Raw genomic sequence first — 21,005 nt, 5'->3', positions numbered from 1 at the left:
CTCACCGCCGGGTTATTGCTTGTCACAAAAAAGTGGTAGACTCTTGCAGTTAACCCACTCAAAAGCAATAACGAATGACCGTCGAAACACAACTTAATCCCACACAGCCTGTCAATCAGCAAATTTACCGTATTCTTCGCCGCGACATTGTGCATTGCCTGATTGCACCAGGTACGCCGTTGTCGGAAAAAGAAGTTTCTGTTCGTTTCAATGTGTCACGCCAGCCGGTTCGCGAAGCCTTCATTAAACTGGCTGAAAACGGCCTGATTCAAATTCGCCCGCAGCGTGGCAGCTACGTCAATAAAATCTCCATGACCCAGGTTCGCAATGGCAGTTTTATTCGACAGGCCATTGAGTGCGCGGTGGCACGGCGGGCAGCGAGCATGATCACTGAAAGCCAGTGCTACCAACTTGAGCAAAACCTTCATCAGCAACGCATTGCCATTGAGCGCAAGCAACTGGATGATTTTTTTGAACTTGATGACAACTTCCATCAGCTCCTGACTCAGATTGCTGGCTGTCAACTCGCGTGGGATACCATTGAGAATCTGAAAGCGACCGTTGATCGCGTACGCTATATGAGTTTCGACCGCGTCTCCCCACCAGAAATGCTATTACGCCAACATCTCGATATTTTCTCTGCCCTGCAAAAACGTGATGGCGATGCCGTTGAAAAGGCAATGGCATTGCATTTGCAGGAGATTAGCGAGTCCGTACAGCTAATACGCCAGGAAAATAGCGACTGGTTCAGCGAAGAGTAATTCTTTACCTCTCATCCCATTCGGGGTGAGAGTTCATCCCCCTTCTTCTGGTTTATGCAAGCATCAAAAAAGATGTGAACTTGATCATAAACAAAAAAATATTCACTCGACAGGAGTATTTATATTGCGCCCGTTACGTGGGCTTCGACTGTAAATCAGAAAGGAGAAAACACCTATGACGACCTACGATCGTAACCGTAACGCAATCACTACTGGCAGCCGTGTTATGGTTAGCGGCACCGGTCACACTGGCAAGATCCTGTCGATTGATACTGAAGGTCTGACCGCAGAGCAAATCCGCCGCGGTAAAACCGTAGTAGTTGAAGGTTGTGATGAAAAACTCGCGCCTCTGGACCTGATTCGTCTCGGCATGAACTAAGCGTGTGAATGCCGCCGATGGCGGCATTGCTGTCACTTATCACTTCACCGCATATTTCGCCACGGTCGCTTTCGCGCCATGCGCTAATAAAGACAAATACGCTTCCGTCACCTTTGCAGTGAACAACGCATTGTTCGGCAAATCATCACCAAATATCGCATTAATCGCCATCAAGGACTGCACGCGCACTTGCCCTTCTGCACTACTTTGCACGGCCTCCTGAATGACCGGTAATAACGGGTCACTAATTTCGATGGGATTACCCTGCTCATCAACACCGCCGACATACCGCATCCAACCGGCGACGCCAAGCGCCAACAGATCGAACGCGCTGCCCTGTTTCAGATGCCAGCGAATGGAATCCAGCATTCGCTGCGGGAGTTTCTGACTGCCATCCATCGCAATCTGCCAGGTTCGATGGCGTAACGCTGGATTACTGTAGCGTTCAATCAGTCGATCCGCATAATTTTGCAGATCCACGCCCTGCACTTTCAGCGTCGGCGCCTGTTCCTGCAACATCAAGGCATGTGCCGCACGGCGATAATTTTCATCTTCCATGCAGTCATTAATATGCTGATATCCGGCCAGATAGCCCAGATACGCCAGGAATGAATGACTGCCGTTGAGCATACGCAGTTTCATGTCTTCATAAGGCAGCACATCGCTGACCAGTTCAGCACCTGCTTTTTGCCATTCCGGACGTCCGGCAACAAAGTTATCTTCAATAACCCACTGACGGAACGGTTCACAGGCTACACCTGCTGGATCGCGCACACCGGTGAGCTGCTCTATTTTATTCAGCGTTTCAGCCGTCACCGCCGGGACAATGCGATCGACCATTGTCGAAGGAAAAGTCACATTTTCGACAATCCATTGCGCCAGTTCCGCATCAACAGCATGCGCATAAGAAGTGACAACGTCACGCATTACATGACCATTTTCCGGCATATTGTCGCACGACATCACCGTAAATGCCGGTAACCCTGCGGCCTTGCGCCGGGCCAGCGCCTCCACAATAACCCCTGGTGCCGTTTTCGGCTGGTGGGGGTTGTTTAGATCGTCAACGATCATTGGGTGATCCAGCATTAACTGCCCGGTCGCCGGAGAGTGAAAATAGCCTTTCTCTGTAATAGTCAGAGAAACAATTGCAATTTGCGGTTCGCACATGGCAGCAAGCACAGCGTCTAAACCGTCTATTTGCACGTGCAACGCTTTTTTCACTACCCCCACTACACGAGCGGTCCAGGCATCGGCCGACATTTCCGCGACGCTAAAGAGATTATCCTGCTGTTTCAGGTCGACGATTTGCTGCTCACCGCCAATCAGATTTACTTCGTAATAACCCCAGTCACTGCTGTGCTCACTCGCAAGAATATCGGTATATACCGCCTGATGTGCGCGGTGAAATGCACCAAAACCTAAATGCACGATCCGTGGAACTAACTGTGAGCGATCATAACCGGGAAGTGTGGCTCTGGCATTCAGAAGTCTATTTTCCATAAAAATACCTGTTAATTTCAATCAAAAGATAAGTAACACTTGCTATCAATCAGCAATGAATAACGCTACGGCAAGTTCAGGCCTTACATCAGTAATGAAGGTAAGAACAGCGCGATTTGCGGGAAAATAACCAGCAAAATAATGAATGAGAGAAATGCAATTAAATATGGGATCGATGCACGTACAAACGCAACTGAACTACAATTTAATATTCCGCACACGGTATACATACATATGCCAACCGGTGGTGTATTTGCGCCTAATAAAGTTAATACTACAAAAATCATACCGAAATGAATCGGATCAAAACCGGCTTCAATTGCAATGGGCAACAAAATGGGTGTTAGCAGAAGGATAATCACACTACCATCAAATAACATTCCTGCAACTGCAATAAATGCAAGTAACAAGAATAGAATACCATATTTATTTTCGGTAAATGCCAGTATCGTTTCCGCCAGTTGTTGTGGGATTTGGTCAAGGATCGTGATATGTCCCAATATCGCTGCGGACATAATTAACAGCATAACCACACCAATATCATTGATTGTTTCTTTGAGCACATCCCATAAAACAGAATTATCTAAAGCCTTGTAGATATAACGACCAATAATAAAAGAATACAAAACAATAAACGCGCCTGCTTCTGTCGTGGTGAATATCCCAAGACGAATCACGACGATTAATACCACCGGAAACATCAACGCCCAAAAGCTTTCTTTAAAACTGAGCCATACTTCCTGTCGACATGGCAGCGAGGCAGTCTCTGGCTTGATATTCATTTTTCGGGCAAGAATATAATTCGTCAGCATCAGTATTGCCGTTAACAATAAACCAGGAAAAATACCCGCAATAAACAATTTACCGATAGAAACGTTGCCAACAAAACCATACAGAATCATTAATATACTGGGAGGAATGGTTGCCGTTATCAAAGAGCTAAAAGCAATGACGACAGCACTGAATGCTTTCGGATACCCCCGAGCTACCATTGGTAAGCCAAGCACTCTCGCTTGCATTGCTGCATCGACTGTTGCCGAACCCGATACGCCTCCCAGTAAACATGCCAAAAGCACGTTAATCTGCGCCAGACCGCCAATCATCCAGCCAGAAATCACACGTGCAAAATCAAGCAGACGCCCTGTGACACCCGATTTGTTCAGCAAATTGCCGACCAATAAAAAAAGTGGCGTCGCCAGAATAGGAAATGATTGAGTGGGTGCAGAAAATTTTTGAAAAGCAATACCGACAGGTAAAAAATCAGCAGTAAAGAAATAACTTAGACTTGATATAGCGATTACCATTCCGACAGGCATACCAACACAGAGTAATGCTACAAATAAAATAACGGCTATCAGCATGTTTCCTCCTGTGCAATGATAATTTTTTGCCGGCATCCCTGGAGAATAAATGACAGTGATGTAACGACCATTAATAAACACCCGGTAGGCACAGCACTGTTTAACCAGGCAATTGATATCTCAGTGACGGGCAGTACCTGATTGTGTGTCGTCCATGTAAAGCTAAAACCATACCACACACCGCAGAGTAAAAAGCCCAGAATAAATACCTCGTTAAACCACAAGCAAAATGTCTGTAATTTTTTAGAAAATAAATTGGTCAATGCATCAATACCAATATGCCTACGCGTCTGAAAGGCATAGTCAATAGCAAACATACTGACCCAGGCAAAAAGCACCATTGCTATTTCCAGCGACCAAATCACCGGATAACCAATACTCCGACTAATACCTCCGATCAGAATTATTAATACAATAGAAATCAGACCAAGACGGGAAAGTACAAGTTCAGCCTTACGAAAACCATTCATTGATGTACCTCAACTGAAGAAGCAGAGCCGAAACTCTGCTTGTATTATTTTAATTAATAATTGTTTTTACCTGCTTGTATGCCTCGCTCAACCCCAGCTTTTCTGGTACATAACGACATCCATCAATAAAAGGTTGGATATCCACATCTGATATTGTCATTCCTTTATTTGTCATTTCATCCAGCATCTTATCGCCTGCTTGAATGGTATTCTCTGATGCGATATCACCATTTTTCTGCGATTCTTCACGCAATATTTCTTGTTGTTCTGGCGTCAGGCTGGACAGCCATTTTTGTGAAACAATAATCCCTGTCATTAAATGAATGTGGTTGGTTTTTGTAATGTATTTGGTTATTTCATACAACTTAGAACCATACACCGCTGTTGGCTGGGCTTCAGCCGCATCGACAACACCAGTCTGAATCGAAGAATAAACTTCAGACCAGGACAGAGGCGTTGGTGCCCCCCCCATACACTTGATCGTTTCAATGGTAACTGGGGCTTCAAGTGCGCGAACACGCACCCCATTGAGATCGGATGGTTTAGTAATTGGCTTTTGCGTTACCAGCATCCGTGCCCCTTGATACCAGTTGAATGACAATGGCGTCAGTCCTGAATTGCTGGCCATTTTATCACTCCATTGCAAGAACACCGGACTCGCAATAAATGTTTTCAGTGCTGCGTAATCTTTAAATACGAAAGGTGCCGGAATAATGGCAAACTCTGGCACAAATTGCGCCAAACGAGCCCCATCCACCACCACACCAACATTGCTTCCCGCCTGTGCATGTTGTAACAGTTCGTTATCTGCACCCAACTGACCGCTGGAAAAAAGCTTAACTTTCACTTCACCTTTTGTCCGGGTTTCAACGCCTTTTTTAAAACCTTGCAACCCTTTATAAATCGGATCATCCGGTGAAAGTGATGTGCTAACATTTAATGACTCGGCCGCATAACCAGCACTAAAAATAAAGAAAGGTAATACACAGGCCAGTCTAATAACTGCTGTTGTTTTATTCGCCTTCATATTTAATTCCTTTTTACAACGTGTCAAACATAGGTTATTAACACGCAAATTAAGTGGCGTATTACTTCATCCCCAATAGAGCCGGAAGCCACAATGAGAGTCCTGGTATGTAAGAAACCATAAATAGCAAAATGATATTTCCTGTAATAAACGGAATTACCGCTTTACTGATCTCTCCTAAAGAAACACGGGCAATTCCCTGCGAAACGAAGAGGCACACGCCAACAGGTGGTGTCGTCAGGCCGATAACAAGATTCATTACCATCATTACTGCAAAATGGATTGGATCCATACCGATAGCTGTCGCAACTGATAGTAATGGGGTAAAGAGAATCAATAGTGCTGCGATGGTTTCCATAAACATGCCGACCAACAACAGCAGCAGGTTAATCATTAGAATTAACAAATATTTGTTGCTTGTAATAGATAACATGCCATCAGCAATTTGCTGCGGGATCCCTTCAGATGTCAGGATCCAAGCAAAAACATTGGCGAAACCAACCAGCATCAAAATGCCAGCCGTACCGCTGATGCTTTCCATCATACATCCCATGAATTTGCTCACAGTCAAGTCACCATAGACAAAAAAGCCCACGATCAACGAAAACACAACAGCAAATACAGATGCTTCAGTCGGAGTAAACAGACCAGTAACCAAACCGCCGATAATCATGACCGGCATTAAAATTGCCCAGATCGCCCCACGCGTAGCATGTAACCGTTGACGAAATGTAGCCCGCTCGCCTTTTGGATAACCCCGTTTATGCGCCAGGTACCATGCGATACTGGCCATGGTTAAGCCCATCATTAAACCAGGAACTGCCCCAGCGATAAAAAGTTTACCCACTGACAAACCGGTTAACGTACCAACAATGATCATTGGTACACTGGGCGGGATAATTGGACCGACTGTCGATGCCACTGCAGTTATTGCCCCAGAAAATGGTGCATCGTAACCACTGCGTTTCATTGCGGGGATCATTACTGATCCAATGCTGGCGGCTTCGGAAACTGCCGTGCCGGAAATACCTGCAAAGATCATTGAACCGCTAACGTTGGCCATTGCTAAACCGCCACGAATGTGACCCAGCCATGCGTTACTGAAAGATACAATTCGGTCAGTAATGCCGCCGCCGTTCATTAATCCTCCCGCAAGCAAAAAACCGGGGATACAAAGCAGTACAAAAGAGTCCATACCACTAAAGAACTGATTCGCCATAATGGCGAGTCCCATATCAGTGACCAGTAGATAGAAGATTGACGATAACGCAAGGGAGAAAATAACCGGTACTCCCAGCATAAGTGAAACAAAGAATATCACAAACAGACCAATAGTCGGATTCATGCGCTGTTCTCACATTAGATAATTCTATTTCCGCCCTTGCGGCGTAAAATCCCGAATCAAATTAAACAAAGTAAAAAGCGATATGTTTCCGGTAATGATAATCACCGAGGATGTCACCCATGCCTGTGAAATAGGCAGTGTAGTAGCCATACGCCACATTGTGCTTTCTACATATTCTACGGAATTGATCATTAGAGTAATTGAGCAGGTAAGAATAACCAAATCAATAAGTAGCACCAGATATTTTTTCAAACCAGATGGCAGCAGACTTACGACCAAATCAACGTTCACCAATTCACGTTTACCCGTTGCCAGTGCACAACCAAATGCGACAACGTAAACCAGTAGAAAGCGAGCGACCTCCTCTGTCCATGCTGGCGAACTTATTGGTAATGGACGAGATATAACCTGGAGCAATACTACACCAATGAGCGCAACTAATAAAACCGTACCAATAGTTAAATAAATTTTTTCTATATATCCATATAACTTATTAAACATATTTTCCCCTCAGTAGCTCAAAAAGGGGGAACATCTCCCCCGTTTAATATTATTTTGTTGCTCGAGCTTTTTCGTAAAGAGGTTTGATTTGTGGATTAATTGATTTTTCAACTGATTCATTTGCTATCCGAGCAAACTCGTTCTGATGTACATCAACCAGCGTCATCCCTTTCGCTTGCAGAGCTTCAACTAATTTAGCTTCATCCTGTAAATATAGTTCGTGTTCATAGGCCTGTGCCTCTTTGCCTGCATCAATAATAGCCTGCTGGTATTCTGGCTTCAGCTTATTAAACTTCTTCGTCCCCATAACCAGATAGATCCAGCTACGAACATGTTCTGTCCGGTTAAGATACTTCTGCACTTCAAAGAAACTACCACTCATAATCATAGAAAGTGGATTTTCCTGCCCTTCAATCACTCCCTGCTGCAAGCCAGTAAAGACTTCAGAAAATGCCATTGGTGTCGGTTGCGCGCCCAAATCTTTCCAAACGTTGATGAACATTGGTACGTTCGGTAAACGTAGAGTTAACCCTTTAAGTTCTTCCGGATTGGTAATCGGACGGTTAGACGTCAGGTTACGGGGGCCGCGTTCAAACCAGGCGATGGTTTTCAGTTTCACACGCTCTTCAATATCTTTGGATATTTGTGCGCCAACTTCACCATTAACAATTTTTGCCATTTGTTCTGAAGAAGTAATCATATAAGGCACTGCCAGCAATGCCGCAGAAGGTGCCCAGTTTTGTAATGACTCACCTGTAATGGTCATATCAACGCTTCCTAGCTGAATTGCGTTAATAATATCCATTTCTTTACCTAATGATTCATTAGGATAGATTTTAACTTCTACCGCATTATTTGTTTTTTGCTTTACCAACTCAGCAAACTTCAGTGAGGCTTTATGCCAACTATGTTCTTCATTTACAGGATGCCCTAATTTTAGGGTAACATCTGCGGCGATAGCTGAAAAACTTAATAATCCACCAAACAGAGTACAAAGTGCCAGAGATAGCTTTTTCTTTTCCATGATTAATGTTCCTTTGTAGGTACAGTTACTTTTATATAAGACATTCAGGACTCGGGGAATTTCAATAATACTTTGCACAGCCCTTCTTGTTGAGACTCGATGAGTTTAAATGCTTCATGTACATGTTGAATATCAAAAACATGACTTATAATATTCTCCGGATGAATTAATCCCATCACCATCCACTCAATAACTGTAGGGAACATACGACAATTTAAACGCGATGAATAGAGGGTTAACTCACGACGAGTTAATTCTTGTTGCGCTATTGCGGACGGTGTCGCAGAAAAACCTAAAAGTCCAATTCGCCCGGCAGGAGAGATTAACGTCACGGCTTCTTCCAGGATAGATGGATGGCAAACCGCATCATAAATTAACGTAGGTGTTAGTTTATTATTGTGCAGAAATTCCCGTAATGAACCATTCCGGTTATTAAAAGTATGAGTCGCACCACAACGTCCTGCCATAAGCAGGCGATCTTCGCGTTGATCCACCACAATGACTGGAATCTGCCAGACGTTACACAAAACATCAATAATTGTTAAACCTGCCGGACCTGCTCCATATACCAGTGCAACATCCGTTGGGAAAACCCCCGTACGATTGGTTACATTGGCGGCTACCGCATACGGTTCAATTGCCGCTGCAAGGTTTGCTGGTATAGATTCCGGCACTCGCCAGATGTTAGTTGCTGGAACACAGGTATAATCGGTAAAGCCACCATCGCGATGAACGCCTAATACGTTTAAGCTTTCGCACACATTCGGGCGCCCAATTGAACATGGATAACAATGACCGCAGCTAATGACAGGATCAACCACGACGCGTTCACCAATGCGTTGCGGAGAGATATTGTCCCCTACACTGGTTATCGTTCCGACAAATTCATGTCCTACGATACGAGGGTAAACAGCAAAAGGATTTGCGCCATGATAAATATGCAGGTCTGAACCACATATCCCTGCATACTCAACTTTGACACAAACTTCATCAGCTTTTGGCGCAGAAGAAACGCTATCAATCAGATGCATTTGTCCAGGTTTTTCAACCACAACACTAACCATATATTCCGTCCTTACCAGTTCCAGAGTGTGCCATCTTCCAGGCGTGCGACTGGCAGATATGCAGGTTCATAGGGATATTTCGCTGCCAGCTTTTCATCAAACTCGATGCCAAGACCCGGTTTATCGCCCGGATGCATATAGCCGTTATCAAACGTCCAGTTATGCGGGAAGACTTCGAGCATTTGTTCGGAATAGCCCATATATTCCTGAACGCCGAAATTTGGTACCCACAGATCAAAGTGCAGCGCCGCTGCCATGCAGACTGGTGACAAATCAGAAGGACCGTGTGAGCCAGTGCGTACCTGATACAGGGATGCAAAATCAGCGATCCGACGCATACCGGTGATGCCGCCCGCATGAGTCAGCGTGGCGCGGATATAGTCGATGAGTTGTTCTTCTATCAGTTGTTTGCAGTCCCAAATGCTATTGAAGACTTCACCCACCGCAATTGGCGTGACGGTGTGTTGGCGAATGAGGCGGAAACACTCCTGGTTTTCCGCAGGCGTCGGGTCTTCCATCCAGAACATGCGATAATCTTCAATGCTTTTACCAAAGCGCGCCGCTTCAATAGGCGTTAAGCGATGGTGCATGTCATGCAGCAGATGTTCATCAAAACCAAACTTGTTACGTACCGCGTCGAACAGTTTTGGCATGAAATCGAGATATTTTTCCGTCGACCACAACTGCTCTTCTGGCCACTGCCCTTTGGTCGCAGGTTCATAAGCCAGCCCTTTGCCTTTGGACATGCCATAGGTGGTCTTCATGCCTGGAATGCCGCACTGTACGCGGATGGCTTTGAATCCTAGTTCCTGATGACGAGCATAATCATCCAGTGCCTCATCAATGGAGTGACCGGTCGTGTGACAATAAACCATAACCCCTTCGCGAGACGCGCCACCCAGTAGCTGATAAAGCGGCATGTTGGCGGCTTTGGCTTTAATGTCCCACAGCGCCATATCAACAGCTGAAATGGCCGACATGGTGACTGGACCGCGACGCCAGTACGCCCCTTTATAGAAAAACTGCCAGATATCTTCGATACGGTGTGCATCGCGACCAATGAGTTGTGGGCAAAGATGATCTTGCAGATAAGATGCTACCGAAAGCTCGCGTCCGTTAAGCGTGGCATCGCCAAGACCGGTAATACCATTCTCGGTGGTGATTTTTAAGGTGACAAAATTACGTCCTGGACAGGTGACAAAAACTTCAGCCCCTACGATCTTCATGTTTTATTCCTTGCATCGATCTTCGTGATGCATGAAATCTACGCAGCTGAACCACTACCATACAAGTATGAAGACACAAAAAAGCCAGAATGATCACAAAAAAAGGCGCGTATTTGCGCCGTGAATAGATCTAAAGACAGCCAGATTTTGCTGTTATTTTGGACGCCATGTATGGCATATCTTATTAATAATAAAAGAGATTTATCATTCCAGGCAAAATCAAACTCGTCCCCAGCCAGCAACAATAATCAACATCCCGCATAGCGCGACCAATGCTCCAGTCCAGTCGTAGAGACTGAGTTTTACGCCATCCACAACCCGCAGCCACAGCAGCGCCGTGCAAACATAAACGCCACCATAAGCGGCATACACTCGCCCACTGGCCGCCGGATGCAATGTTAACAGCCAGACGAAAAGCGCCAGAGAAATCCCCGCCGGAACCAGCAGCCATACGCTGGCGTTCCGTTTAAGCCATAGCCAGGGTAGGAAGCATCCGACAATTTCACACAAGGCGGTAGCAAAAAACAGTAACGTTGTTTTAATCATCTTTGTCACTCATTGACATCATGTATATTTATGGCTCGACATAATATCATCACCCTATACATCCTTCTGGTACGTTTTGCGTTCGCAGTGGATCGTGTAAAATCCCCTTTAAACATTCATGTAAGGAATGAATCATGAATATTACTTCCAGCAAACGGCTCGGACTGCTCGCTTTTCTGCTACCTTGCGCACTGGCATTTAGCGCAACGACTCATGCAGAAACCAATAAACTGGTGATTGAGTCTGGCGACAGCGCACAGAGTCGCCAACAGGCGACAATGGAAAAAGAACAATGGAATGAAACTCGCAATTTGCGTCAAAAAGTCAATAAACGCGCCGAGAAGGAATGGGATAAAGTTGACTCCGCATTCGATAGCCGCGATAAATGCGAACAAAGTGCCAACATTAATGCCTACTGGGAACCGAATACTTTACGTTGCCTGGACCGTCGTACTGGCCGCGTAATTACCCCCTAACCTGTTATTGATATAAGGAATGTAAGGACACGTTATGACAAGCGCCCACAGTGTTAAGCTACGTCCGCTGGAGCGTGAAGATTTACGCTATGTGCATCAACTCGACAATAACGCCAGCGTGATGCGTTACTGGTTTGAGGAACCCTACGAAGCCTTTGTTGAACTCTCTGATCTGTACGATAAACATATTCACGATCAGAGTGAGCGCCGTTTCGTGGTGGAGTGCGATGGTGAAAAAGCGGGTCTGGTGGAACTGGTTGAAATTAACCATGTCCACCGCCGCGCAGAATTTCAGATAATCATCTCCCCGGAATACCAGGGCAAAGGTCTGGCAACACGCGCAGCAAAATTAGCAATGGATTATGGCTTCACTGTTCTTAATCTCTATAAGCTGTATCTGATTGTCGATAAAGAGAATGAAAAAGCGATTCACATTTACCGTAAGCTCGGTTTTACGGTCGAAGGTGAACTGATGCATGAATTCTTTATTAATGGTCAATATCGCAATGCCATTCGCATGTGTATATTCCAGCATCAGTATCTGGCGGAACATAAAACGCCGGGTCAGGCGATGCTGAAGCCGACCGCGCAATAGCGTTAATAATAATCAATGGTATTTTTGATAGTGTAAACCCGTTCGACGGCGGGTTTTTCCGCTTCATCAACAATGATCAATTGGCAGTCCACCGGATTGGCGTGACTGTCATATTCACAGCTTTGCTTCACATTACCAACTTGTTGATTATTCAGTAAAGTAACCGCCGTGTAATCGAGTTTTTTGATCGGATCAGTTGATGGTGTTGCCGTGACTGATAACGTTTTATCATTGCTTACCGTGGTTTTACCCAACGGATAGCCCTGTTCATCATACCTATAATCCACTTTCATCTGTTTACTGCTGGCTTTAACTACAAAGCCATTATCATCGGTTTCCCAACTCACTCCGGCGGAAGGTAATTCTGCTAACTGGCATTTACCCTGTAAACGTACTTTTTTCTCCAGTGTCTGCGCATCACGGTAATAATTCGCATCCAGCACTAAGGCAACCACGGTATTATTTTCCAGATCCAATAATTCAAGCGAATCGAAGCAACCTTCTTCCGATAAGCTGCCTGAAACACGTTTCGTCACTTCCCCTTGTTCATTCATCAATGTCTGGGTGAAATCTTTAACCGGACCACGCAGCGGATCGAAATCAAATTCATTAGAGAAGCTGGCCATCTCTGGCGTAAAAGAAAACGTCACTTCTGCGCGATCGCATCCTGTAAGCATTATCGCGAGCAAACATGGCAGTAATTTGAAATTCACTTTAGTCACCAGACAGTAGAGATTATTATCAATCATAGTAGTAAATACAGTGCTTTACACGTGAAATGCTATGCTTAGTGAGTAATATTCATTTAAGGAGCCAATGATGAAAATCTCAACTTATTGCGCCGCGCTACTGCTCACAATTGCCTCACCCGCCGTGCTGGCCGCGCCAAATTCTTGTGAACGGATAAAGAGCGATATTTCACAGCGTATTATCAATAACGGTGTGCCAGAAAGTAGCTTTACTTTAAGTATTGTGCCAAATGATCAGATCGATCAACCTGACACCAGGGTGGTTGGCCATTGTGCCAATGATACTCATAAAATTCTCTATGACCGCACCACCAGCGGTAACAATTCTGCCCCTGCACAACCGACTCAAGATGGCGCGCCTGCCGAACCGCAGTAAAAAGTATGATGGACGCTGGCGCGTCTTATCAGGTCTACATACTGCAACGTGCTTGTGTCTCATACCGGGCGGTGAGATGATCGGGCGAGCGCGATTTTATGGCCTGCATATGACGGTAGGAATGGCCGTCGCAGGTTAACAACTTGGTGCGGGGCAAGCCGCACGTTTCAGGATGATAAGAATGACGCATTTTTCACAACAAGATAATTTTTCTGTCGCGGCGCGTGTGCTGGGGGCGCTGTTTTATTACGCCCCAGAAAGCGAGGAAGCCGCGCCTCTGGTTTCTGTAATGACCAGCGATGGCTGGGAAACTCAGTGGCCTCTGCCGCAAACTTCTTTAGTGCCGCTGGTAACGGCTTTTCAGCAACAGAGTGAAGAGTCGCGTACACAGGCCTGGCAGCGTTTATTCGTTGGCCCGTGGGCGTTGCCGTCCCCGCCGTGGGGATCGGTCTGGTTGGATCGTGAATCGGTACTGTTTGGCGATTCAACGTTGGCACTTCGTCAATGGATGCGCGAAAAAGGCATTCAGTTTGAGATGAAGCAAAACGAGCCCGAAGATCACTTTGGCTCCTTGCTACTGATGGCGGCCTGGCTGGCGGAGAGCGGTCGTCAGACTGAGTGCGAAGAGTTGCTGGCGTGGCATCTTTTACCGTGGTCGACGCGCTTTCTCGAGGTGTTTATCGAAAAAGCAGAACACCCTTTTTACCGCTCGCTTGGTGAACTGGCTCGCTTAACGCTGGCTGAGTGGCAGTCACAATTGCTGATTCCCGTCGCAGTTAAGCCACTTTTTCGTTAAGGTTCCCGTAGCATTACCGGATGGCGACATTAGCGCGCCATCCCATATTAAATAAGTTACAGTGTCACACCATTTCCCCACTTAAAGCACGTACAGCTTTTGCGCCTGACGTCTTTTCCCGCAAAATAGATGCCCGTGTTTAACTTGCCATTTCTACTCATGCATCATCTACACCTTTACCCGGATCTGCGCACCATGTTTCGTCGTCTGCTTATCGCAACGATAATCGGTATTCTCGCGGCGTTTGCCGTTGCCGGATTCCGTCATGCCATGCTGTTGCTCGAGTGGATGTTCCTGAGCAATGATTCCGGGAGTCTGGTCAATGCTGCGACAAACCTTTCTCCGTGGCGACGCTTGTTAACTCCTGCGCTCGGTGGTCTGGCGGCAGGTTTATTGCTCATGGGTTGGCAGAGAGTTACGCAGCAACGACCCCATGCACCGACTGATTATATGGAAGCGTTGCAGAGCGAGGGGCAGTTCGATTACGCAGCAAGCCTGGTAAAATCACTTGCCTCTCTGCTGGTGGTGACAAGCGGTAGCGCAATTGGCCGTGAAGGGGCGATGATTCTGCTGGCGGCTCTTGCTGCATGCTGGTTTGCCCAACGTTTTACACCGCGTGAAGAGTGGAAATTATGGATTGCCTGCGGTGCTGCGGCAGGCATGGCTGCAGCCTATCGCGCACCGCTTGCCGGGAGTTTATTTATTGCCGAAGTGCTGTTTGGCACCATGATGCTTGCCTCTCTTGGCCCTGTGGTGATTTCAGCCGTGGTGGCATTGCTTGTCAGCAATCTTATTAATCACAGCGATGCATTGCTCTACAGCGTTCAGCTCGAGGTGACGCTGCATGTGCGGGACTATGCGCTAATTATCAGTACCGGCGTACTGGCTGGTCTTTGCGGACCATTACTGTTGAAAATGATGAGCGCCAGTCATCAAGGTTTTGTTCACCTAAAACTGACGCCGCCCTGGCAGTTGGCGTTAGGGGGGGTGATCGTCGGACTGCTTTCCCTGCTCACGCCTGCCGTATGGGGCAATGGTTATAGTACGGTGCAATCCTTTTTAACCACCCCACCACTGTTTACGGTCATTGCTGCGATCTTCATCTGCAAACTTTTTGCCGTGCTGGCCAGTAGCGGTTCCGGCGCGCCTGGCGGCGTGTTTACGCCAACGCTATTTATCGGGCTTGCAATTGGCATGCTGTATGGACGTAGCCTGGGGTTATGGCTTCCAGGCGGCGAAGAAATGACGCTTTTACTCGGACTAACAGGGATGGCAACTCTGCTGGCTGCGACCACGCATGCGCCAATTATGTCGACATTGATGATATGTGAAATGACCGGGGAGTATCAGCTACTCCCCGGTTTATTGATTGCCTGCGTGATCGCGTCGGTAATGTCGCGGACCTTACACCCTGACTCTATCTACCGACAGCACACTACGCAGCATGGCTAAGCGGATGTATTGACCCAGTTCTCGCTGTTCAGCTCGGGGCAGATAAGGCAGTTCACCAATGAGCGGTGCCGGAAGTTTTTTACCCAGCACATCAATGATTTCAGCATAATGCGCTAACCCAGGGTTAATACGATTAGCCACCCAGCCAATGAGAGGCAGACCGTCGTTCGCAATCGCTTGTGCGGTCAGAAGCGCATGGTTAATACAGCCTTCCTGAATACCCACCACCATCAACACTGGTAGCTGCTCCTGGACCACCCATTCAGAGAGCGGACGCAGATCATTCATCAGGCTACGCCATCCGCCAGTCCCCTCAACGACAACATGATCAACTTTGTCAGTCAGGTTAGCCAGACCATTTGAAATGAGCGTGTAATTGATTGGACAACTGTGCGCCACGCTACTTTCTTCTTCGCTTAACGCAATGGGATTGACTGCTTCATAAGGCAGTTCAATTGATGAAACACTCTGCAACACCAGGGCATCTTTGTTACGCAGCCCCTCAGGTGTCTCTTTGCTCCCCTTCGCTACGGGTTTGTATCCCGCAACTGTTTTTCCCTGGGAGGCTAACGCTTGTAGCAATGCGCGGGAAACCACCGTTTTCCCTACAGAAGTGTCTGTACCTGTTATAAAGAAACGCTTCAGCATCACTAACTCCACCGTTATGCTTCACTAATATAAGCCAGGAAAATAATTCAACGTGGAAAGTCTAAGTTATGCTTTCTGCACTCAATTTGAGATAGCGCAAATTTTGGTAGAACAGTTAAAAAATGTTAACCCTGCAACAGACGAATCAGCAAAGATCCATTATATAGCGCATCTTTTACCAGCGCGGCCCCTGCCATTGTCCCCTGATTGGTGAACTGAGTGCTCTCAACGCTAATATGCTGGCTGTATGCTGGAAGCGCCTGCTGACGGATGCTGTCAGAAATCACAGGGAACAGAATATTTGCCGCTTTGCTTAACGGCGAGCCAATCAGTATTTTTTGTGGGTTAAATAAATTCACCATGATGGCCAGAATGCGCCCAACATGCGCGCCTACGCCAGTGATAATATCCTTTGCCAGCAAGTCACCCTGCAACGCCGCATGGCATAATGAATCCACGCTCAAAGGCTGCCCGTGCAACATCGAACTCATTGACTGATTAAGGCGTAATTGCGCCAGTTCGAGGATGCTGTCCACACTGGCGATGGTTTCCAGACAACCGTGGTTACCGCAATAACAGCGTTTACCATACGGATCCACCTGGGTATGACCAATTTCTACCAGGCTACTGCTTCCAGCATGTAACAAGTGACCGTCGGTAATCACGCCCGCGCCAACATTGTGATCAATTACCACCTGAATCACATCGCGCGCCCCGCGAGAGGCTCCAAATAATGCCTCGGCCATCGTCCATGCACTAATATCATGCTGAATGTAAACCGGTACACCTGTGTGCTGCTCCAGCGCTTCGCCGAGCGGCATCTCTTTCACATCCTCGTAAAACGGCATCCGGTGCACAATACCATTTTCCGTATCAATAATTCCCGGCAAAGTAATGGCGATGGATGTCAGGCGTTCGAGTTTTTTCTGATGACGGATAAAAAACTGATCAATATGCGCAATGATACGTTCCAGCAAAGGCAATTCATCCTGAAGCGCCAGCTCCTGTGTCTCTTCCACCACCAGCTTGCTGCTTAAATCACGCAGGGCAAGAAAAATTAAACCACGACTGATGCGCAGAGAAAGATAATGCCAGGCTTCTGTTTCCACCACCAACCCCACCGCAGGGCGGCCACGGTTTCCCCCTTCTTTAATTTCTAACTCTTGCACCAGATGCGCTTCTAGCATTTCGCGGACAATTTTGGTGATACTGGCGGGAGCCAGTTGCGCCATGCGGGAAAGGTCGATACGCGAAATGGGACCAAGCTGATCAATCAGGCGATAAACAGCACCCGCGTTGGTCTGCTTTATTTGATCAATATGTCCAGGCTGGTTTTCTGCAACCACCTTATACTCCCTATATTTTCGCGCTCCGAAATAATCTGTAGGCTATGGTGAAACACTTCAATGCGTGCCGTCAAATTTTTACTTAGCCATGTGATTAACAGCACACTTTTCGGGTTTTTTAGCTGAATTTTACCTCACCTGAGAGCATTCAGCAGCTGAATACGAAAGTTTCGCGCTGCCGGACTTTGTTCATGATGCGTCGGCCAGACCAACCACATTTCAGAAACCGCATCTTCTTCAGCAATAGGTATCCAACGCATTTCATTAAGCTGAACACGCTTAAATGAGGCGGGCAAAATCGAAACGCCCAAACCGGCAGACACAAGGCCAATGATGGTCATCGCCTCGCCCACTTCCTGGGTAATAACCGGTGTAAGATTGTAGCGTCGCATCAGGCCCAGAATGTCATCATAAAGCCCGGTCCCGACGTGAGGATCAAAGAAAACAAACGGCTCTTTTGCCAGTTCCGCCAACGTAACTACAGATTTACCGGCTAACGGATGATCGTGCGGAATCATCGCCATAAGCGGTTCATGCACAATTACCGCATGGTTCAACGTCTCCGGCAGCAAAGTATTGCGTAACAGTCCCATATCGAGCGTCCCTTCGATAAGGGGCGCAATTTGCTCGCGGGTATTCATCTCGCGCGTCTGCAAATGGACATCAGGAAATTCGCGGCGAAATAACGATAAGGTATCTGACACTGCGCGAATGAATGGCGCCGATGAGGTAAAACCAATGCGTAACTCTCCCGCCTCCCCCTGATGCAGTCGTTCTGCTCGCGCGGCGGCATCGTCTACCAGAGAAAGAATTTGACGACTATCGGCAAGAAATTGTTTGCCTGCAGCGGTGAGCGCGACGCTTCGATTAGTTCTGGCCAGCAGGCGCGCGCCAATTTGTTGCTCCAACGCCTGAATCTGTTGGCTTAGTGGCGGTTGAGAAATATTCAGGCGCGCAGCAGCTCGACCAAAATGCAATTCTTCTGCAACAGCGATGAAGTAACGTAGGTGACGCAATTCGATATTCATATTTCATACATATTATTTGAGACTATTAATATATTAGACATAACAATTCGATTTTCCTACTCTATTCCTGAGCTAACACAACGCGCATATTTAGTAAGGATTTCAAGTGAGTCGTACCACAACTGTTGATGGCGCTCCGGCAAGCGCCACTGACAAGCAAAACGTTTCCCAGCCAAACCTGTTCATTAAACGCGGTACGCCGCAATTTATGCGCGTGACCCTGGCGCTTTTTTCTGCCGGACTGGCAACCTTCGCACTTCTCTATTGTGTGCAACCTATCCTTCCGGTTCTTTCGCAGGAGTTTGGCTTAACACCCGCAAACAGTAGTATTTCACTGTCAATTTCAACGGCAATGTTGGCTATCGGATTGCTGTTTACTGGCCCGCTTTCCGATGCCATTGGTCGCAAACCAGTGATGGTTACGGCGCTGTTATTGGCCTCCATCTGCACGTTACTTTCGACGATGATGACCAGCTGGCACGGCATTTTGGTGATGCGCGCCTTGATTGGCCTTTCATTAAGCGGCGTTGCTGCGGTGGGCATGACCTACCTTAGCGAAGAGATCCACCCGAGTTTTGTCGCCTTTTCGATGGGGTTGTACATCAGCGGTAACTCGATTGGCGGCATGAGCGGACGCTTAATTAGCGGTGTCTTCACCGATTTCTTCAACTGGCGAATTGCACTGGCAGCGATTGGCTGTTTCGCACTGGCCTCGGCGTTAATGTTCTGGAAAATTCTTCCAGAATCTCGCCATTTCCGCCCTTCCTCACTGCGCCCTAAAACATTGTTTATCAACTTCCGTCTGCACTGGCGCGACCAGGGATTGCCTTTATTATTCGCAGAAGGTTTTTTGCTGATGGGCTCATTCGTCACCCTGTTTAATTATATTGGCTATCGCTTGATGCTTTCCCCGTGGCATGTCAGCCAGGCGGTGGTGGGTTTATTATCGCTGGCCTATTTGACCGGTACCTGGAGTTCACCAAAAGCTGGAACCATGACCACCCGCTTCGGACGCGGTCCGGTGATGCTGTCTTCGACAGGTGTCATGCTTGTTGGCCTGTTAATGACATTGTTCAGTTCGATATGGCTGATTTTTGCCGGGATGTTGCTCTTCTCCGCCGGATTCTTTGCTGCTCACTCGGTCGCCAGTAGCTGGATTGGCCCCCGTGCTAAACGCGCCAAAGGCCAGGCATCCTCGCTGTATCTGTTCAGTTACTACCTGGGGTCAAGTATTGCCGGAACATTAGGTGGGGTCTTCTGGCATAACTACGGCTGGAACGGCGTTGGCGCCTTTATTGCGTCGATGCTGGTGGTCGCGATTATAGTGGGTACACGTTTGCACCATCGATTGCACGCCTGAAAAAATAAGCCCGGGCTGAGTAAAATACTCACCCGGGCTTATTGTCTGCTCAACTCAATGTTAATAACCATCCTAAAATAGACGAAGCGCCAGCCAATTCCCGCAGCGCATCTAATGTCATCAGGATAATAAATACCCAAATTAGCGGATTCATTTACTGTGTGTCATTTATTGATGATGCAAAGTAATTCTACCGTTTTGGGAACAGAGAAATAGTAAACTCGATCAAGACTACTGATATTAGTAGGGAATTTACCTTAAGTCACATCGCGTTATTATTTACCAATTTACTTTGTACATATCGTTACATGCCGAAACCAACCACTCACGGAAGCCTCTCATTACCCGAGATATAGTCATTACATCGGCCCCGTAGTGGGGTTGCATAAAAAAACCAAATTGAGGGTATGACAATGAAAAAAGTATTAGCTCTGGTTGTTGCCGCTGCGATGAGTCTCTCTTCTGCCGCTTTTGCCGCAGAGACTGCGACCACACCTGCCCCTGCAACTACTGTCACCAAAGCTGCACCTGCAAAAACCATGCATCATAAAAAACAGCATAAAGCAGCACCTGCCCAAAAAGCGCAGGCGGCTAAAAAGCATCATAAAAAAGCGAAAACCGAACAGAAAGCTCCGGAACAAAAAGCACAAGCCGCGAAAAAGCACACCAAGAAACACAGCCATCAGCAACCTGCAAAACCAGCTGCCCAACCAGCAGCTTAAGTTTTCAGCAGCAATAATGGCGCGCCCCCTCGCGCCTGAAAATTACGGCGCTAGACGGATAACGTTTAGCGCCGCCTTAAGCGGAGGGTACTATGGTGGGCCGTTATCGCTTTGAGTTCATTCTTATCATCCTTATTTTATGTGCATTGATTGCCACTCGCTTTTATCTTTTCTGATCGTAGTTATCTGATTTCACTCCCACTTTAATCCCGTCCCGGCTATAGTATTTATGAGGGTTTGCTTTTAATAATCA

The 21,005-nt window shown here is 47.0% G+C and carries 24 protein-coding genes and 1 pseudogene; 11 read left to right on the top strand and 14 right to left on the bottom strand.

The genetic code is table 11. The features are described from left to right. Positions 1-74 precede the first annotated feature (74 nt). Together rspR and ydfZ are read left to right on the top strand one after the other, a co-directional pair. Positions 75-761, top strand: a complete 687-nt coding sequence (gene rspR / locus FEK50_RS12215) for a DNA-binding transcriptional regulator rspR (RefSeq protein ID WP_131161908.1) — start codon at positions 75-77, stop codon at positions 759-761. 175 nt (positions 762-936) lie between these two features. Next, the gene (gene ydfZ, locus FEK50_RS12210; RefSeq protein WP_000214710.1) at positions 937-1,140 is read left to right on the top strand and encodes a putative selenium delivery protein YdfZ; all 204 of its coding nucleotides are present in this window, start codon (positions 937-939) and stop codon (positions 1,138-1,140) included. 39 nt (positions 1,141-1,179) lie between these two features. Here the strand turns inward: ydfZ and FEK50_RS12205 are convergent, their stop codons facing one another. The 10 genes from FEK50_RS12205 to FEK50_RS12160 form a co-directional block, all read right to left on the bottom strand. Further along, complete coding sequence (locus tag FEK50_RS12205) at positions 1,180-2,640, bottom strand: mannitol dehydrogenase family protein (RefSeq protein WP_131161909.1); 1,461 nt, start codon at positions 2,638-2,640, stop codon at positions 1,180-1,182. An 83-nt stretch (positions 2,641-2,723) separates the two neighbouring features. Next, positions 2,724-4,001: a TRAP transporter large permease gene (locus tag FEK50_RS12200; RefSeq protein ID WP_131161910.1), complete on the bottom strand. Its 1,278-nt coding sequence runs from the start codon at positions 3,999-4,001 to the stop codon at positions 2,724-2,726. Continuing rightward, complete coding sequence (locus tag FEK50_RS12195) at positions 3,995-4,471, bottom strand: TRAP transporter small permease subunit (protein ID WP_131161911.1); 477 nt, start codon at positions 4,469-4,471, stop codon at positions 3,995-3,997. Before FEK50_RS12195 ends, FEK50_RS12200 begins: the two co-directional genes overlap by 7 nt. A 49-nt stretch (positions 4,472-4,520) precedes the next feature. Further along, a complete protein-coding gene (locus tag FEK50_RS12190) occupies positions 4,521-5,498 on the bottom strand; it encodes a C4-dicarboxylate TRAP transporter substrate-binding protein (RefSeq protein WP_131161912.1) in 978 nt (325 codons plus the stop codon). A 61-nt stretch (positions 5,499-5,559) separates the two neighbouring features. After that, positions 5,560-6,843 carry a TRAP transporter large permease gene (locus FEK50_RS12185; RefSeq protein WP_130260610.1) on the bottom strand — a complete coding sequence of 428 codons (1,284 nt, stop codon included), beginning with the start codon at positions 6,841-6,843 and terminating at the stop codon, positions 5,560-5,562. Positions 6,844-6,867: 24 nt separating this feature from the next. After that, the gene (locus FEK50_RS12180) at positions 6,868-7,344 is read right to left on the bottom strand and encodes a TRAP transporter small permease (protein WP_130209275.1); all 477 of its coding nucleotides are present in this window, start codon (positions 7,342-7,344) and stop codon (positions 6,868-6,870) included. A 49-nt stretch (positions 7,345-7,393) separates the two neighbouring features. Further along, positions 7,394-8,368: a TRAP transporter substrate-binding protein gene (locus FEK50_RS12175; RefSeq protein WP_130209277.1), complete on the bottom strand. Its 975-nt coding sequence runs from the start codon at positions 8,366-8,368 to the stop codon at positions 7,394-7,396. 44 nt (positions 8,369-8,412) lie between these two features. Next, positions 8,413-9,432, bottom strand: coding sequence for a Zn-dependent oxidoreductase (locus FEK50_RS12170; RefSeq protein ID WP_130260609.1), 1,020 nt, complete (start codon positions 9,430-9,432; stop codon positions 8,413-8,415). A gap of 11 nt (positions 9,433-9,443) precedes the next feature. Next, the gene (rspA, locus tag FEK50_RS12165) at positions 9,444-10,658 is read right to left on the bottom strand and encodes a starvation-sensing protein RspA (protein ID WP_131161913.1); all 1,215 of its coding nucleotides are present in this window, start codon (positions 10,656-10,658) and stop codon (positions 9,444-9,446) included. Between the two features lie 219 nt (positions 10,659-10,877). After that, positions 10,878-11,204: a YnfA family protein gene (locus FEK50_RS12160; protein ID WP_130209283.1), complete on the bottom strand. Its 327-nt coding sequence runs from the start codon at positions 11,202-11,204 to the stop codon at positions 10,878-10,880. 134 nt (positions 11,205-11,338) lie between these two features. Between FEK50_RS12160 and FEK50_RS12155 the strand changes: the two genes are divergently transcribed. Both FEK50_RS12155 and speG read left to right on the top strand, forming a co-directional pair. Next, the gene (locus FEK50_RS12155; protein WP_130209285.1) at positions 11,339-11,680 is read left to right on the top strand and encodes a DUF1283 family protein; all 342 of its coding nucleotides are present in this window, start codon (positions 11,339-11,341) and stop codon (positions 11,678-11,680) included. A 34-nt stretch (positions 11,681-11,714) separates the two neighbouring features. Next, positions 11,715-12,275 (top strand): spermidine N1-acetyltransferase, encoded by a 561-nt coding sequence (gene speG, locus FEK50_RS12150; RefSeq protein ID WP_064529978.1) that lies wholly within the window; start codon positions 11,715-11,717, stop codon positions 12,273-12,275. Positions 12,276-12,277: 2 nt separating this feature from the next. Here speG and FEK50_RS12145 read toward each other — a convergent pair whose 3' ends face one another. Then, positions 12,278-12,988, bottom strand: coding sequence for a YnfC family lipoprotein (locus tag FEK50_RS12145; RefSeq protein WP_130209287.1), 711 nt, complete (start codon positions 12,986-12,988; stop codon positions 12,278-12,280). Between the two features lie 106 nt (positions 12,989-13,094). Between FEK50_RS12145 and FEK50_RS12140 the strand changes: the two genes are divergently transcribed. From FEK50_RS12140 to clcB, 4 genes and pseudogenes are all read left to right on the top strand, one after another. Further along, positions 13,095-13,400: a DUF1161 domain-containing protein gene (locus FEK50_RS12140; protein WP_131161936.1), complete on the top strand. Its 306-nt coding sequence runs from the start codon at positions 13,095-13,097 to the stop codon at positions 13,398-13,400. Positions 13,401-13,452: 52 nt separating this feature from the next. Next, positions 13,453-13,539 (top strand): annotated as a pseudogene (locus FEK50_RS24510) (hypothetical protein); the annotation flags it as partial. Positions 13,540-13,581: 42 nt separating this feature from the next. Beyond that, a complete protein-coding gene (gene dmsD, locus FEK50_RS12130; RefSeq protein WP_131161914.1) occupies positions 13,582-14,196 on the top strand; it encodes a Tat proofreading chaperone DmsD in 615 nt (204 codons plus the stop codon). 159 nt (positions 14,197-14,355) lie between these two features. Beyond that, positions 14,356-15,648: a voltage-gated ClC-type chloride channel ClcB gene (clcB, locus tag FEK50_RS12125; RefSeq protein ID WP_131161915.1), complete on the top strand. Its 1,293-nt coding sequence runs from the start codon at positions 14,356-14,358 to the stop codon at positions 15,646-15,648. On the opposite strand, the gene bioD is transcribed toward clcB, so the two are convergent. The 3 genes from bioD to FEK50_RS12110 form a co-directional block, all read right to left on the bottom strand. Next, positions 15,601-16,296: a dethiobiotin synthase gene (gene bioD / locus FEK50_RS12120; protein WP_130209293.1), complete on the bottom strand. Its 696-nt coding sequence runs from the start codon at positions 16,294-16,296 to the stop codon at positions 15,601-15,603. The genes clcB and bioD overlap by 48 nt on opposite strands. Positions 16,297-16,421: 125 nt before the next feature. Then, positions 16,422-17,642 carry a sugar metabolism global transcriptional regulator Mlc gene (gene mlc / locus FEK50_RS12115; RefSeq protein ID WP_130209295.1) on the bottom strand — a complete coding sequence of 407 codons (1,221 nt, stop codon included), beginning with the start codon at positions 17,640-17,642 and terminating at the stop codon, positions 16,422-16,424. Between the two features lie 134 nt (positions 17,643-17,776). After that, complete coding sequence (locus FEK50_RS12110) at positions 17,777-18,670, bottom strand: LysR family transcriptional regulator (RefSeq protein WP_130209297.1); 894 nt, start codon at positions 18,668-18,670, stop codon at positions 17,777-17,779. Positions 18,671-18,776: 106 nt separating this feature from the next. On the opposite strand from FEK50_RS12110, the gene FEK50_RS12105 reads away from it, so the two are divergent. The 3 genes from FEK50_RS12105 (at position 18,777) to FEK50_RS12095 (ending at position 20,928) form a co-directional block, all read left to right on the top strand. Next, positions 18,777-20,030, top strand: a complete 1,254-nt coding sequence (locus tag FEK50_RS12105; protein ID WP_130209299.1) for an MFS transporter — start codon at positions 18,777-18,779, stop codon at positions 20,028-20,030. 413 nt (positions 20,031-20,443) lie between these two features. Next, positions 20,444-20,752 carry an acid resistance repetitive basic protein Asr gene (gene asr, locus FEK50_RS12100; protein WP_214251102.1) on the top strand — a complete coding sequence of 103 codons (309 nt, stop codon included), beginning with the start codon at positions 20,444-20,446 and terminating at the stop codon, positions 20,750-20,752. A gap of 92 nt (positions 20,753-20,844) precedes the next feature. Continuing rightward, entirely contained in the window at positions 20,845-20,928 is an 84-nt protein-coding gene (locus tag FEK50_RS12095; RefSeq protein WP_000233091.1) for a hypothetical protein, read from the top strand. Positions 20,929-21,005: the final 77 nt, after the last annotated feature.

Origin of the sequence: Escherichia sp. E2586 (genome assembly GCF_005781105.1) — a bacterium.
GTDB lineage: Bacteria > Pseudomonadota > Gammaproteobacteria > Enterobacterales > Enterobacteriaceae > Escherichia.
This window is presented reverse-complemented; position numbering and strand designations above follow the sequence as displayed.

Excerpts from the sequence above, each read along its gene's own strand:
- speG (WP_064529978.1), top strand. The coding sequence starts at position 11,715 with ATGACAAGCGCCCACAGTGTTAAGCTACGTCCGCTGGAGCGTGAAGAT.
- FEK50_RS12155 (WP_130209285.1), top strand. The coding sequence starts at position 11,339 with ATGAATATTACTTCCAGCAAACGGCTCGGACTGCTCGCTTTTCTGCTA.
- FEK50_RS12190 (WP_131161912.1), bottom strand. The coding sequence starts at position 5,498 with ATGAAGGCGAATAAAACAACAGCAGTTATTAGACTGGCCTGTGTATTA.
- FEK50_RS12140 (WP_131161936.1), top strand. The coding sequence starts at position 13,095 with ATGAAAATCTCAACTTATTGCGCCGCGCTACTGCTCACAATTGCCTCA.
- FEK50_RS12170 (WP_130260609.1), bottom strand. The coding sequence starts at position 9,432 with ATGGTTAGTGTTGTGGTTGAAAAACCTGGACAAATGCATCTGATTGAT.
- dmsD (WP_131161914.1), top strand. The coding sequence starts at position 13,582 with ATGACGCATTTTTCACAACAAGATAATTTTTCTGTCGCGGCGCGTGTG.
- bioD (WP_130209293.1), bottom strand. The coding sequence starts at position 16,296 with ATGCTGAAGCGTTTCTTTATAACAGGTACAGACACTTCTGTAGGGAAA.
- rspA (WP_131161913.1), bottom strand. The coding sequence starts at position 10,658 with ATGAAGATCGTAGGGGCTGAAGTTTTTGTCACCTGTCCAGGACGTAAT.
- FEK50_RS12095 (WP_000233091.1), top strand. The coding sequence starts at position 20,845 with ATGGTGGGCCGTTATCGCTTTGAGTTCATTCTTATCATCCTTATTTTA.
- FEK50_RS12195 (WP_131161911.1), bottom strand. The coding sequence starts at position 4,471 with ATGAATGGTTTTCGTAAGGCTGAACTTGTACTTTCCCGTCTTGGTCTG.
- rspR (WP_131161908.1), top strand. The coding sequence starts at position 75 with ATGACCGTCGAAACACAACTTAATCCCACACAGCCTGTCAATCAGCAA.
- FEK50_RS12160 (WP_130209283.1), bottom strand. The coding sequence starts at position 11,204 with ATGATTAAAACAACGTTACTGTTTTTTGCTACCGCCTTGTGTGAAATT.
- asr (WP_214251102.1), top strand. The coding sequence starts at position 20,444 with ATGAAAAAAGTATTAGCTCTGGTTGTTGCCGCTGCGATGAGTCTCTCT.
- FEK50_RS12180 (WP_130209275.1), bottom strand. The coding sequence starts at position 7,344 with ATGTTTAATAAGTTATATGGATATATAGAAAAAATTTATTTAACTATT.
- ydfZ (WP_000214710.1), top strand. The coding sequence starts at position 937 with ATGACGACCTACGATCGTAACCGTAACGCAATCACTACTGGCAGCCGT.
- FEK50_RS12185 (WP_130260610.1), bottom strand. The coding sequence starts at position 6,843 with ATGAATCCGACTATTGGTCTGTTTGTGATATTCTTTGTTTCACTTATG.
- clcB (WP_131161915.1), top strand. The coding sequence starts at position 14,356 with ATGCATCATCTACACCTTTACCCGGATCTGCGCACCATGTTTCGTCGT.
- FEK50_RS12205 (WP_131161909.1), bottom strand. The coding sequence starts at position 2,640 with ATGGAAAATAGACTTCTGAATGCCAGAGCCACACTTCCCGGTTATGAT.
- FEK50_RS12200 (WP_131161910.1), bottom strand. The coding sequence starts at position 4,001 with ATGCTGATAGCCGTTATTTTATTTGTAGCATTACTCTGTGTTGGTATG.
- FEK50_RS12110 (WP_130209297.1), bottom strand. The coding sequence starts at position 18,670 with ATGAATATCGAATTGCGTCACCTACGTTACTTCATCGCTGTTGCAGAA.
- FEK50_RS12175 (WP_130209277.1), bottom strand. The coding sequence starts at position 8,368 with ATGGAAAAGAAAAAGCTATCTCTGGCACTTTGTACTCTGTTTGGTGGA.